The 13,046-nt window shown below is 71.8% G+C and carries 10 protein-coding genes and 1 tRNA gene; 7 read left to right on the forward strand and 4 right to left on the reverse strand.

Annotated elements, in window-relative coordinates:
- The first annotated feature begins 33 nt into the window (after window positions 1–33).
- The 4 genes from IE219_RS13810 to IE219_RS13825 are packed head-to-tail and all read left to right on the forward strand — an operon-like array spanning window position 34 to window position 4,540.
- Complete coding sequence (locus IE219_RS13810; RefSeq protein WP_189976983.1) at window positions 34–963, forward strand: branched-chain amino acid ABC transporter permease; 930 nt, start codon at window positions 34–36, stop codon at window positions 961–963.
- The gene (locus IE219_RS13815; protein ID WP_373298827.1) at window positions 960–2,804 is read left to right on the forward strand and encodes a branched-chain amino acid ABC transporter permease; all 1,845 of its coding nucleotides are present in this window, start codon (window positions 960–962) and stop codon (window positions 2,802–2,804) included. The genes IE219_RS13810 and IE219_RS13815 overlap by 4 nt, the downstream gene beginning before the upstream one ends.
- Before the next feature lie 3 nt (window positions 2,805–2,807).
- A complete protein-coding gene (locus IE219_RS13820) occupies window positions 2,808–3,827 on the forward strand; it encodes an ABC transporter ATP-binding protein (RefSeq protein ID WP_189976985.1) in 1,020 nt (339 codons plus the stop codon).
- Window positions 3,824–4,540 carry an ABC transporter ATP-binding protein gene (locus IE219_RS13825; RefSeq protein WP_189976986.1) on the forward strand — a complete coding sequence of 239 codons (717 nt, stop codon included), beginning with the start codon at window positions 3,824–3,826 and terminating at the stop codon, window positions 4,538–4,540. The genes IE219_RS13820 and IE219_RS13825 overlap by 4 nt, the downstream gene beginning before the upstream one ends.
- Before the next feature lie 71 nt (window positions 4,541–4,611).
- On the opposite strand, the gene IE219_RS13830 is transcribed toward IE219_RS13825, so the two are convergent.
- A complete protein-coding gene (locus tag IE219_RS13830) occupies window positions 4,612–5,265 on the reverse strand; it encodes an ANTAR domain-containing response regulator (protein WP_189976987.1) in 654 nt (217 codons plus the stop codon).
- A 113-nt stretch (window positions 5,266–5,378) separates the two neighbouring features.
- Here IE219_RS13830 and IE219_RS13835 point away from each other — a divergent pair.
- Window positions 5,379–5,453: transfer RNA gene (locus IE219_RS13835), tRNA-Leu, on the forward strand.
- A gap of 107 nt (window positions 5,454–5,560) precedes the next feature.
- Complete coding sequence (locus IE219_RS13840; protein WP_189976988.1) at window positions 5,561–6,343, forward strand: helix-turn-helix domain-containing protein; 783 nt, start codon at window positions 5,561–5,563, stop codon at window positions 6,341–6,343.
- Window positions 6,344–6,512: 169 nt separating this feature from the next.
- Here IE219_RS13840 and pyk read toward each other — a convergent pair whose 3' ends face one another.
- Window positions 6,513–7,940 (reverse strand): pyruvate kinase, encoded by a 1,428-nt coding sequence (gene pyk / locus IE219_RS13845; protein ID WP_189976989.1) that lies wholly within the window; start codon window positions 7,938–7,940, stop codon window positions 6,513–6,515.
- 343 nt (window positions 7,941–8,283) lie between these two features.
- On the opposite strand from pyk, the gene IE219_RS13850 reads away from it, so the two are divergent.
- Entirely contained in the window at window positions 8,284–10,083 is a 1,800-nt protein-coding gene (locus tag IE219_RS13850) for a bifunctional metallophosphatase/5'-nucleotidase (RefSeq protein WP_189976990.1), read from the forward strand.
- Window positions 10,084–10,094: 11 nt separating this feature from the next.
- On the opposite strand, the gene IE219_RS13855 is transcribed toward IE219_RS13850, so the two are convergent.
- Together IE219_RS13855 and IE219_RS13860 are read right to left on the reverse strand one after the other, a co-directional pair.
- Window positions 10,095–11,507 (reverse strand): lysine N(6)-hydroxylase/L-ornithine N(5)-oxygenase family protein, encoded by a 1,413-nt coding sequence (locus IE219_RS13855; RefSeq protein WP_189976991.1) that lies wholly within the window; start codon window positions 11,505–11,507, stop codon window positions 10,095–10,097.
- Window positions 11,504–12,880, reverse strand: coding sequence for a pyridoxal phosphate-dependent decarboxylase family protein (locus IE219_RS13860; RefSeq protein WP_189976992.1), 1,377 nt, complete (start codon window positions 12,878–12,880; stop codon window positions 11,504–11,506). Before IE219_RS13860 ends, IE219_RS13855 begins: the two co-directional genes overlap by 4 nt.
- Between the last annotated feature and the right edge of the window lie 166 nt (window positions 12,881–13,046).

The raw sequence follows: 13,046 nt of genomic DNA on the forward strand, positions 1-13,046 counted from the left end.
TCACATCCGTCGAAAGTCTCGGAGGACAATGCGGTGAACGAACTGCCGCAGCAGCTGGTCAACGGCCTGCTACTGGGATCCATGTACGGGCTGGTCGCCGTCGGCTACACGATGGTCTACGGCATCGTCCAGCTCATCAACTTCGCCCACGGCGAGATCTTCATGACCGGCGGCTTCGGCGCCCTCACGGTCTGGCTGATCCTGCCCGGCGGCACGACCCTCTGGATCGCGCTGCCCCTCATGATCATCGGTGCCGTGCTCGTCGCCACGACGATAGCCGTCGGAGCGGAACGCCTGGCCTACCGCCCGCTGCGCGGGGGCCCTCGTCTCGCTCCGCTGATCACCGCCATCGGTCTCTCGCTCGCCCTCCAGCAGGCCGTCTGGTCGCTGTACCCGGAGGCGAAGTCCGCCCGGACCTTCCCGCAGATCCCCGGCGGCCCCATCGAGCTCGGCCCGGTCACCATCCAGACCGGCGACGTCTTCCTGCTGATCGCCGCCCCGGTCTGCATGGCCTTCCTCGCCTTCTTCGTGATGCGGACCCGCACCGGCCGCGGCATGCAGGCCACCGCGCAGGACCCGGACACCGCGAAGCTCATGGGCGTCAACACCGACCGGATCATCGTGATCGCCTTCGCCCTCGGTGCCGCCTTCGCCGCCGTCGGCGCGGTCGCGTACGGCCTCAAGTACGGCGTCGTCGACTACAAGATGGGCTTCCTCCTCGGCCTCAAGGCGTTCACCGCCGCCGTCCTCGGCGGCATCGGCAACATCTACGGCGCCATGATCGGCGGAGTCGTCCTCGGTGTCGCCGAGACCATGGCGACGGCGTACATCAGCCACATCCCGGGCATGAGCCAGCTCGGCGGCCAGTCCTGGGCCGACGTCTGGGCCTTCGTACTCCTCATCGTCGTACTCCTCGCCCGGCCCCAGGGTCTGCTCGGCGAGCGCGTCGCGGACAGGGCGTGAGCACCATGACCACCATCTCCGAGAACCCCCAGGCGCCCGGGAAGGCACCGGCCGCGCCGGCCGGCGGCACCGGCCTCATCGGCTTCCTGCCGCCGAAGGCCGCCCGCGCGCTCACCCTGACCGGCGCCGTCCTCACGGTCGCCAGCTGCTTCCTCTCCTGGACGTGGACCCCCGCCTTCCCCGGCGACCTCACGGTCTACGGCTACCCGGGCGGCCTCCAGCTCCAGGTCCTGGTGCTCGGCGCGCTCACCACGCTGTTCGCGCTCTCCTCGTACGGCGTCAAGGGCACTCGCTGGCTGACCCCGGCCGGCGCCGACGCGGCCCTGCGGCTCGCCGCCCTCGCGTCCTTCGCCACCGCCTGGTTCACCGTCGGCGCGATCAGCGTCGAGCTCGGCGGCCCGATCAACCTGGAGCCCGGCGGCGCGGTCGTCGCGGTCGCCACCCTGCTGGGCCTCGTCGGCGCCCTCGGCCTGCCGTTCACCCGGCCGAAGCTGCTGCCGCTGGACCCGGAGGACACCGGCTGGGACCGCTTCAAGCACCGCTGCGGCAACGGCTGGGCCACCTTCAAGGCGTCCTTCGCCACCGGCCCGGCGCGCAAGCTGCCGTCGATGCACTCCTCGGTCGAGATCCTGATCATCACCGGCGTCCTCGCCGTGGCGCTCGGCATCTTCACCTACGGCGTGGGCACCGAGTACGACGAGCTGTTCCTCGGCTTCCTGATCACGACCGGTCTCGGCTTCGCCGCAGTCAGCAAGTCGGGGCTGGTCCAGCAGGCCACCTCGCTCACCGGCAAGCACCAGAACCTCTCGATCGCCGGCGCGTTCATCGCCGCGGCCCTCTTCCCCTTCACCCAGACCGACGACCAGTACGCGACGCTCGGCGTCTACATCCTGATCTTCGCCACGGTCGCCCTGGGCCTGAACATCGTGGTCGGCCTCGCCGGTCTCCTCGACCTCGGTTACGTCGCCTTCCTCGGCGTCGGCGCCTACGCCGCCGCCCTGGTCTCCGGCGCCCCGACCTCGCCCTTCGGCCTGCACCTGCCCTTCTGGGCGGCGGTCCTGGTCGGCGCGGCGGCCTCGCTGGTCTTCGGCGTCCTGATCGGCGCCCCGACCCTGCGGCTGCGCGGCGACTACCTCGCCATCGTGACCCTCGGCTTCGGCGAGATCTTCCGCATCGCGGTGAACAACACGGACGGCACCTCCGGCCCGGACATCACCAACGGCTCCAACGGCATCGCGTCCATCCCGAACCTGAACATCTTCGGCTTCGACTTCGGCGCCGAGCACGTGATCGCCGGGTTCACCATCGGCCGCTTCGCCAACTACTTCTTCCTGATGCTGCTGATCATGGCGGTCGTCGTGCTGGTCTTCCGGCGCAGCGGCGACTCCCGCATCGGCCGCGCCTGGGTCGCCATCCGCGAGGACGAGACCGCCGCGCTCGCCATGGGCATCAACGGCTTCCGGGTCAAGCTGATCGCCTTCGCGCTCGGCGCCTCGCTGGCCGGCCTGGCCGGCACCGTGCAGGCCCACGTCACCTACACGGTGACGCCGGAGCAGTACCTCTTCGCCGGTCCCATCCCGCCCAACTCCGCCTTCCTGCTCGCGGCCGTCGTCCTCGGCGGCATGGGCACCATGAGCGGCCCCCTGGTCGGTGCCGCGCTGCTCTTCCTCATCCCGAACAAGCTCCAGTTCATGGGCGAGTACCAGCTCCTCGCCTTCGGCGTCGCGCTGATCCTGCTCATGCGCTTCCGCCCGGAGGGCATGATCGCCGACCGGCGCCGCCAGCTGGAGTTCCACGAGAAGGACGAGACGCCGGACGCGCTCGCCAAGGCAGGTGCCTGAACCATGACGACCACCACGAACAAGGCCGGGGCCCCCGCCGCGCCGGCCGCCCGCGAGACCGTGCTCGACGCGCGCGGGGTCACCATGCGCTTCGGCGGCCTCACCGCCGTCCGCGGCGTCGACCTCACCGTCAACAGCGGCGAGATCGTCGGTCTCATCGGCCCCAACGGCGCCGGCAAGACCACCTTCTTCAACTGCCTGACCGGCCTGTACGTGCCCACCGAGGGCGAGGTCCGGTACAAGGGCACGGTGCTGCCGCCGACCTCCTTCAAGGTCACCGACGCCGGCATCGCCCGTACCTTCCAGAACATCCGCCTCTTCGGCAACATGACCGTCCTGGAGAACGTCCTCGTCGGCCGCCACACCCGGATGAAGCAGGGCCTGTGGTCCGCGCTGCTCCGGCTGCCCGGCTTCCGCCGGGCCGAGGCCGAGGCGTCCCAGCGGGCCATGGAGCTCCTGGAGTTCATCGGCCTCCAGGACAAGGCGCAGCACCTCGCCAAGAACCTGCCGTACGGCGAGCAGCGCAAGCTGGAGATCGCCCGCGCGCTCGCCAGCGACCCGGGCCTGATCCTGCTCGACGAGCCGACGGCCGGCATGAACCCGCAGGAGACCCGGGCGGCCGAGGAACTCATCTTCGCCATCCGGGACATGGGCGTCGCCGTGCTCGTCATCGAGCACGACATGCGCTTCATCTTCAACCTGTGCGACCGGGTCGCCGTCCTCGTGCAGGGCCAGAAGCTCATCGAGGGCGACAGCCAGACCGTCCAGAGCGACGAGCGGGTCATCGCCGCCTACCTCGGCGAGCCGATCGACGAGACCCCGGCCGCCCCTGCGAAGACCGACGGGGCCGCCGAAACCGACGCCGCCGCCGAGACCGCCGAGGCCCCGGCGGACGAGGACGGCTCCGGCGAGGACGGCGCCGACGAGGCTCCGGCCTCCGAGGCCCCGGCCGAGGACGACACCCCGGCGGACACGGCGGACGCCCCGAAGGACGCCGCTGCGGGCAAGGAGAACGACGCATGACCGCACTGCTCGAAGTCGAGGACCTGCGCGTCGCCTACGGAAAGATCGAGGCCGTCAAGGGCGTCTCCTTCTCCGTGGAGGCGGGCGAGGTCGTCACCCTCATCGGCACCAACGGCGCCGGGAAGACCACCACCCTGCGGACCCTCTCCGGGCTCCTCAAGCCGGTCGGCGGCCAGATCAAGTTCGAGGGCAAGTCCCTCCGCAAGATCCCCGCGCACAAGATCGTCTCGCTGGGTCTCGCCCACTCCCCCGAGGGGCGGCACATCTTCCCGCGTATGTCGATCGAGGAGAACCTGCTCCTCGGCGCCTTCCTCCGGAAGGACTCCGCCGGGATCGCCAAGGACGTGCAGCGCTCCTACGACCTCTTCCCGATCCTGGGCGAGCGTCGCAAGCAGGCGGCCGGCACGCTCTCCGGCGGCGAGCAGCAGATGCTCGCGATGGGCCGGGCACTGATGTCCCAGCCCAAGCTGCTCATGCTGGACGAGCCCTCCATGGGCCTCTCGCCGATCATGATGCAGAAGATCATGGCGACCATCGCCGAACTGAAGGCCCAGGGCACCACGATCCTGCTCGTCGAGCAGAACGCCCAGGCCGCGCTCGCGCTGGCCGACCACGGCCACGTGCTGGAGATCGGCAAGATCGTGCTCTCGGGCACGGGCCGGGACCTGCTGCACGACGAGTCGGTCCGCAAGGCGTACCTCGGCGAGGACTGAGCCGCCGCACGGCCACGAGGAAGGCCCGCCCCGCGTCGCGCGGGGCGGGCCTTCCGCCGTACCGGTACGGGCTACTGCCCCTTCGCGGCCTTCTTCTCCTCGGCGTCCTCGATGACGGCCTCGGCGACCTGCTGCATGGACATGCGGCGGTCCATGGAGGTCTTCTGGATCCAGCGGAAGGCGGCGGGCTCGGTCAGGCCGTACTGGGTCTGGAGGACCGACTTGGCCCGGTCGACCAGCTTGCGGGTCTCCAGGCGCTGGCTGAGGTCGGCGACCTCCTGCTCCAGGGCGCGCAGCTCGGCGAAGCGGGAGACGGCCATCTCGATGGCGGGCACCACGTCGCTCTTGCTGAAGGGCTTGACCAGGTAGGCCATGGCGCCGGCGTCGCGGGCCCGCTCGACGAGGTCGCGCTGGGAGAAGGCGGTGAGCATGAGGACCGGGGCGATGGACTCGCCGGCGATCTTCTCGGCGGCGGAGATGCCGTCGAGGACGGGCATCTTCACGTCGAGGATGACCAGGTCGGGGCGGTGCTCGCGGGCCAGCTCGACGGCCGTGGCGCCGTCGCCCGCCTCCCCCACGACGGTGTACCCCTCCTCCTCCAGCATCTCTTTGAGATCGAGGCGGATGAGCGCCTCGTCCTCGGCGATGACGACACGGGTGGTCAGCGGCGGGACGTGGGACGCGTCGGCGTCGTCGGCGGGCTGGGGCGACTCGGGGGCGGTCACTCGGGCTCCTCGTTCCATGGCCTCGTTCCGAGGCGGATACAGCTCCCCATGAGCCTACCCACCTCCTGTAAGGTGGTGATCCGCAGGGGGCTACGCCACCCTTGGTTTCCAAGGCCCCAGTACTCCAATTGGTCAGAGAGGCCGCTCTCAAACAGCGGACAGTGTGGGTTCGAATCCCACCTGGGGCACTTTCCTGCGATTGCCAAAAACCGATCGACGCGAATCCGTCGCCCGCGCGTGTGAAGTCCGGGCGTGCGCACTCCGCAACCCGGGCACGGCGACGACGCTCAGTCGCATGCACGACATCGAAACACGCCGCCGGGCGCTCACCCTGCTGCGGGACGGCACCGGGAACGCGGACGTGGCGCGCCGTCTCGACGTCCCTCTGGGCACGATCGGCTACTGGAAGCACGTGGACCGGGCGCGGCGCGGAGAGGCTCCGGGCAGAAGGACCGCCGCCTGCCCGCGATGCGACGGCCGCGAGCTCGACGTGCGGGCGTACGCGTACCTCCTCGGGCTCTATCTCGGCGACGGTCACATCAGCCTGCCCCGGCAGCGCAGGACCCCGAGCCTGCAGATCAGCCTGGACGACGCGTGGCCCGGTCTGCAGCGAGAAGCCCGGACGTCCCTGCACGCGGTGTTTCCGGGCAACGCGACCTGTTGGATCCGGAGAACCGGATGCCACGACCTCAAGGTGTATTCCAAGCACCTCCCCTGTCTCTTTCCGCAGCACGGCCCCGGCAGGAAGCACGAGCGCCGCATCGCCCTCGAAGACTGGCAGCGGGAGGTCGTCGATTCCCGCCCCGGGGACTTCGTCCGGGGGCTGATCCACTCCGACGGTTCGCGGATCGTCAATTGGACGGAGAAGACGATCGGTGGCCGCACGAAGCGTTACGAGTACCCCCGCTACTTCTTCACCAACGCGTCGGACGACATCGTGCGGCTGTACACCGATGCGCTGGACCGGCTCGGCGCGCCCTGGCGGAGCAGGCGCCGTGCGACGGGGGCGCAGGACGTCTCCGTGGCGCGGCGCGAGGCCGTCGCCCTGCTGGACGTCCATGTGGGTCCCAAGTACTGACGACGCCTGCGCGGGCTCCGTGTGCCGCCCCGTCAGTTCACGCTCCTCGGTCAGCGGATGTGCGAGGACCCCGCCACCCAGGTGCCGGTGGCGGGGTTCAGTTTGGTACGCCTTCGCGTCCGGAGGGCGTGAGGGCGACCCGTCGGGGCCGTGCTCGCGGCCCCGACGGCTAGGACAGCGGTTCTCCGATGTGGTGGACGCGGACCAGGTTCGTGGAGCCCGAGACGCCGGGCGGGGAGCCCGCCGTGATCACCACGACGTCGCCCCTCTCGCAGCGCCCGATGCGCAGCAGCTCCTCGTCCACCTGGGCGACCATCGCGTCGGTGGAGTCCACCCGCGGGCCGAGGAAGGTCTCCACGCCCCACGTCAGGTTGAGCTGCGAGCGGGTCGCCGGGTCCGGGGTGAAGGCCAGCAGCGGGATCGGCGAGCGGTAGCGCGAGAGGCGCCGGACGGTGTCGCCGGACTGGGTGAAGGCGACCAGGAACTTGGCCTCCAGGAAGTCGCCCATCTCGGCGGCGGCCCGTGCCACCGCGCCGCCCTGGGTGCGCGGCTTGCTCCGCTCGGTCAGCGGCGGCAGCCCCTTGGCGAGGACGTCCTCCTCGGCGGCCTCGACGATCCGGCTCATGGTGCGGACCGTCTCGATCGGGTGGCGGCCGACGCTGGTCTCGCCGGAGAGCATCACGGCGTCGGTGCCGTCGATGACCGCGTTGGCCACGTCGGACGCCTCGGCGCGGGTCGGCCGGGAGTTGTCGATCATCGAGTCGAGCATCTGGGTGGCGACGATGACCGGCTTGGCGTTCCGCTTGGCGAGCTTGACGGCGCGCTTCTGGACGATCGGCACCTGCTCCAGCGGCATCTCGACGCCGAGGTCGCCGCGGGCGACCATGATGCCGTCGAAGGCGGCGACGATCTCCTCGATGTTCTCGACCGCCTGCGGCTTCTCGATCTTGGCGATGACCGGGAGGCGGCGGCCCTCCTCGTCCATGATCCGGTGGACGGGCTCGACGTCCCGGGCGGAGCGGACGAAGGAGAGCGCGATGACGTCGGCGCCGGTGCGCAGCGCCCAGCGGAGATCCTCGACGTCCTTCTCGGAGAGCGCCGGGACGGAGACCGCGACGCCCGGCAGGTTGAGCCCCTTGTGGTCGGAGACCATGCCGCCCTCGACGACCCGGGTGCGCACCCGGGGGCCGTCCACGGCGGTGACCTCCAGGGTGACCCGGCCGTCGTCGACGAGGATGCGCTCGCCGGCGGTGACGTCCTCGGCGAGGCCCGGGTAGGTGGTGCCGCAGATGTGGCGGTCGCCCTCCATCGGCTCGACGGTGATGGTGAACTCGTCGCCGCGTTCAAGGAGTACGGGGCCTTCGCGGAAACGGCCGAGGCGGATCTTCGGGCCTTGAAGGTCGGCGAGGACGCCCACGCTGCGGCCGGTCTCGTCGGCCGCCTTGCGGACGTGCCGGTAACGCTCCTCGTGCTCGGCGTAGCCGCCGTGGCTGAGGTTGAGTCGGGCCACGTCCATCCCGGCCTCGATCAATGCCTTGATCTGGTCGTATGTTTCGGTGGCGGGCCCCAGGGTACAAACGATTTTCGCTCGGCGCATGAGGCGAGCCTAGGGGCTACCACCCAGTAGCCGAGAGGCCGCGCATGACTACTCAACAACCTTTCCGTGAAAGCTTGTTGACAAGACATGAATCTGTGCGGAGCACTGCTCCGATGAGCGTTTTCCGCCCCCTCCGGCGACCCGTCCCGCAGTGCGGACACGCCCCCCGCACGCCCCCGCGCACCCCCTCCGGCGCGCCGGAGCCGCCCGGCACCGAGATCGATGGCATACGAACACTTTCCCACTCCGTAACCCGAAAGGGCTGTTCCCCGGGAGGCACGTGAGCCAGAATCTACGCGCGTTGTGCCACAAGCCGGCGCCGAACGAACCAAGGAGTACACACATGCCGCTGAACCGCCGGACGTTCCTGGAGAGCTCCGCAGCCCTCGGAGCCGGGGCCGCCCTCGCCGCCGGGGCCACCACCCCCGCCGCGGCCGCGCCCGCCCCCCGCCCCAAGCCGGCCAAGCGGTACTCCTTCACCGTCATGGGCACCACCGACCTGCACGGCAACGTCTTCAACTGGGACTACTTCACGGACAAGGAGTTCGACGACAAGGCCCACAACGACGTCGGCCTCGCCAAGATCTCCACCCTGGTCAAGAAGGTCCGCGCCGAGAAGGGCCGCGGCAACACCCTCCTCATCGACGCCGGCGACACCATCCAGGGCACCCAGCTCTCGTACTACTACGCCAAGGTCGACCCGATCACGAAGACCGGCGGCCCGGTCCACCCGATGGCGCGGGCCATGAACGCCATCGGCTACGACGCCGCCGCCCTCGGCAACCACGAGTTCAACTACGGCATCCCGGTCCTGCGCCGCTTCGAGGAGCAGTGCGACTTCCCGCTGCTCGGCGCCAACGCGCTCGACGCGAAGACGCTGCGCCCGGCCTTCGCCCCGTACAGCATCCACCGGCTGCGCACCCCGCGGGGCCGGGACGTCCGGGTCGCCGTCCTCGGCCTCACCAACCCCGGCATCGCCATCTGGGACAAGGCCAACGTCACCGGCAAGATGGTCTTCCCCGGCCTGGAGGAGCAGGCCGCGAAGTGGGTGCCGAAGCTGCGCTCCATGGGCGCCAACGTCGTCATCGTCTCCGCCCACTCCGGCTCCAGCGGCACCTCCTCCTGGGGCGACCAGCTCCCCTACGTCGAGAACGCCGCCGCCCTCGTCGCCGAGCAGGTCCCCGGCATCGACGCGATCCTCGTCGGCCACGCCCACACCGAGATCCCCGAGTACCGGGTGACCAACAAGGAGACCGGCAAGGAGGTCGTCCTCTCCGAGCCGCTGAAGTGGGGCCAGCGCCTCACCCTCTTCGACTTCGACCTGGTCTGGGAGAAGGGCCGCTGGACCGTCGAGAAGGCCGGCGCCCGCGTCCTCAACTCGAACACCGTCGAGGAGGACCCGGCCGTCACCGGGATGCTCGCCGCCGAGCACCGCGAGGTCGTCGCCTACGTCAACCAGGCCATCGGCACCTCCACCGCCGCCATGACCACGGCCGACGCGCCGTGGAAGGACGAGCCGATCATCGACCTGATCAACGTCGTCCAGGTCGAGACCGTGAAGGCGGCCCTCGCGGGCGGCGCCCACGCCGCCCTGCCGGTGCTCTCCCAGGCGTCCTGCTTCTCCCGCACCGCCAGCTTCCCGGCCGGCCGGATCACCATCAAGGACGCCGCCGGCCTCTACCCCTTCGAGAACACCCTGGAGGCCCGCCTGATGACGGGCGCCCAGCTCAAGGAGTACCTGGAGTACTCGGCGAAGTACTACGTCCAGACCCCGGCGGGTGCCCCCGTCGACACCGCGAAGCTCACCAACGCGGAGAACACCCCGGACTACAACTACGACGCCGTCTCCGGCCTCACCTACGACATCGACATCGCCAAGCCGGTCGGCTCCCGCATCACCGGCCTGTCCTTCGGGGGCAGCCCGATCGACCCGGCCGCGAAGTTCGTCCTCGCCGTGAACAACTACCGCGCCAGCGGCGGCGGCGCCTTCCCGCACGTCGCCAGGGCCGAGCAGCTGTGGGCGAACTCCGAGGAGATCCGCACCACCATCATCCAGTGGGTGCAGGCCCAGGGCACCATCGACCCGGCCCGCTTCGCCTCCGCGGACTGGAAGCTGACCCGGGACGGCGTGCCGGTCTTCTAGGCACGGCCCCCCTACTGCTGGACGAGAGGCGTCAGCTTCCGGCCCTGGGCCGGGATGCCGGGCGCCTCTCGCGCTTCCAGGCCGAAGCTGGTGAAGGCGGTGCGGCGCGGCAGCGGGTACGGCTCCTTGCCGGTGACCGCGTTCAGGATCACCGCGCTGCGCCAGGCCGCCAGGCCCAGGTCGGGGGCGCCGACGCCGTGGGTGTGCCGCTCGGCGTTCTGCACGAAGACCGCGCCGGTGACGGACGGGTCGAGGACCAGCCGGTAGTGCTCGTCGATCCGCGCCCGGCCCTCCGCGTCGTGCCGCAGGTACGGGTCGAGCCCGGCCAGCATCCGGTCCACCGGCCGCTCCCGGTAGCCGGTGGCGAGCACCACCGCGTCCGTGGTGAGCCGGGAGCGGGTGCCCTGCCGGACGTGTTCCAGGTGCAGCTCGACCTGGGTGGTGGCCACCCGGCCCGCCGTGCGGACCCGCACCCCGGGGGTCAGGACGGCGTCCGGCCAGCCGCCGTGCAGGGTCCGCCGGTACAGCTCGTCGTGGATGGCGGCGATCGTCTCCGCGTCGATCCCCTTGTGCAACTGCCACTGGCCGGGCAGGAGTTCGCCGCGCGCCTGCTCGGACAGGCCGTGGAAGTAGCGGGTGTAGTCGGGGGTGAAGTGCTCCAGGCCCAGCTTGGAGTACTCCATCGGCGCGAACGCCTCGGTCCGCGTCAGCCAGGTGATCCGCTCGGCCCCGGCCGGGCGGGCCCGCAGCAGGTCGAGGAAGACCTCGGCGCCGGACTGCCCGGAGCCGATGACCGTGACGTGCCCGGCGGCGAGCAGCTCCTCCCGGTGAGCCAAGTAGTCAGCGGAGTGCAGCACCGGCACCCCGGGGGCCTGCGCCAGCGGGCGCAGCGGCTCGGGGACGTACGGCTCGGTGCCGACGCCGAGCACCACGTGCCGGGTGTACGCGCGCCCCAGCGCGGCGGCCTCGCCGTCCTGGTCGAGCTGGGTGAAGTCGACCTCGAAGAGGCGCCGTTCGGGGTTCCAGCGGACCGAGTCGACCTGGTGGCCGAAGTGCAGGCCGGGGATCCGCTCGGCGGCCCAGCGGCAGTACGCGTCGTACTCGGCCCGCTGGATGTGGAACCTCTCCGCGAAGTAGAAGGGGAAGAGGCGCTCGCGGCCCTTCAGGTAGTTGAGGAAGCTCCACCGGCTGGCCGGGTCGGCGAGGGTCACCAGGTCGGCGAGGAACGGCACCTGGAGGGTGGCGCCCTCGATGAGCAGGCCCGGGTGCCAGTGGAAGGCCGGGCGCTGCTCGAAGAAGGTGGCGGCGAGGGGGCCGGGGACGCCGTCGGCGAGGGCCGCGAGCGAGAGGTTGAACGGGCCGATGCCGACGCCCACCAGGTCGTGCGGGCGGTCGAGGTCCTGCTGGGGGGTGGTGCCGGTCATCGGTGCGTGCTGCCTTCCACGAGGGTGACGAGCTGGGCCAGGTCGTCGGGGGTGGTGTGCGGGTTGAGCAGGGTGGCCTTGAGCCAGAGCCGGCCGTCGGCCGTCGCGCGGCCGAGGACGGCCCGGCCGTCGGCGAGGAGGGTGCGGCGGATCCGCGCCACCTCCTCGTCGGCGGCGCCGGCCGGGCGGAAGAGGACGGTGGTGAGGACGGGCCGGTCCCGCAGGTCGAGGCCGGGGGCCTTCTCCACCAGGTCGGCCAGGTCCCGGGCGCGCTCCAGGCAGAGGTCGACCAGGGCGCCGAGCCCGGAGCGGCCCAGCGCCCGCAGGGTGACGGCGGCCTTCAGGACGTCGGGGCGGCGGGTGGTGCGCAGCGAGCGGCCGAGGAGGTCGGGCAGGCCGGCCTCGGTGTCGTCGTCGGCGTTGAGGTAGTCGGCGGTGTGGGCGAGGGCGGCGAGGTCGCCGGGGTCGCGGACCGCGAGGAGTCCGGCGGCGACCGGCTGCCAGCCCAGCTTGTGCAGGTCGAGGGTGACGGTGCGGGCCCGGTCGAGGCCGTCGAGGAGGGGGCGGTGGGCGCGGCTGAAGAGGAGCGGGCCGCCGTAGGCGGCGTCCACGTGGAGGTCGGTGCCGTGCCGCTCGCACACCTCGGCGAGCTCGGGCAGCGGGTCGATCAGTCCCTCGTCGGTGGTGCCGGCGGTGGCGGCGGCCAGCACCGGGCCGTCGGCGGCGGCCAGTGCCCGGTCCAGCTCGCCGGGGTCGAGGACGCCGCGCGGGGCGGGCAGCACGAGCGGTGCGGGCAGGCCGAGGAGCCAGGCGGCGCGGCGCACGGAGTGGTGGGTGTGGGCGCCGGTGACGACGGTGGTGCCGGGGCCGAGCCGCTCCCGGGCGAGGAGCAGGGCGAGTTGGTTGGACTCGGTGCCGCCGGTGGTGACGAGCGCGTCGGGGCGGGCGGCGGCCGGGAAGACCTCGGCGGCGAGGACGGCGGTGACCTCCGCCTCCAGGGCGGAGGCGGCCGGGGCCTGGTCCCAGGAGTCCATGGAGGGGTTGAGGGCGGCGGCGGCCAGGTCGGCGGCGGCGGCGACGGCCAGCGGCGGGGTGTGCAGGTGGGCGGCGCACAGCGGGTGCGCGGGGTCGGCGGCGCCCGCCGCGAGCAGGTGGACCAGGGTGCGCAGGGCCTCGTCCTGGCCGGTGCCGGTCTCGGGCAGGACGGCGCCGAGGGTGTCGCGGACCCGGGCGGTGACCGCCCGGGGGCCGCCGGCCGGGAGCGGGCCGCCGCGTTCCTCCGCTCCGGTGCGCAGGGCGTCCAGGGCGATGCCGAGGAGGCGGCTGAGGGAGGTGGGCCGGGCGGCGAGCGGGGGTGGTGGTGCGGCGCGCATGGTCGCCAGGGTGCCGGGGGCGGCCGGGCCGTGTCCGGCGAGCGCGGCGACGTGACCCGAACGGGGGACGGGGCCCCGCCGGGGTGCCGCCCCGGGGGCCGCCGGCCCCGGACCGTTCGGAGGCCGGCCGGCGTGCCCCGTCTCCTCGTGTCCGCGCCGACGGGCG

The organism is Streptomyces termitum (assembly GCF_014650175.1).
GTDB classification, from domain to species: Bacteria; Actinomycetota; Actinomycetes; order Streptomycetales; family Streptomycetaceae; genus Streptomyces; species Streptomyces termitum.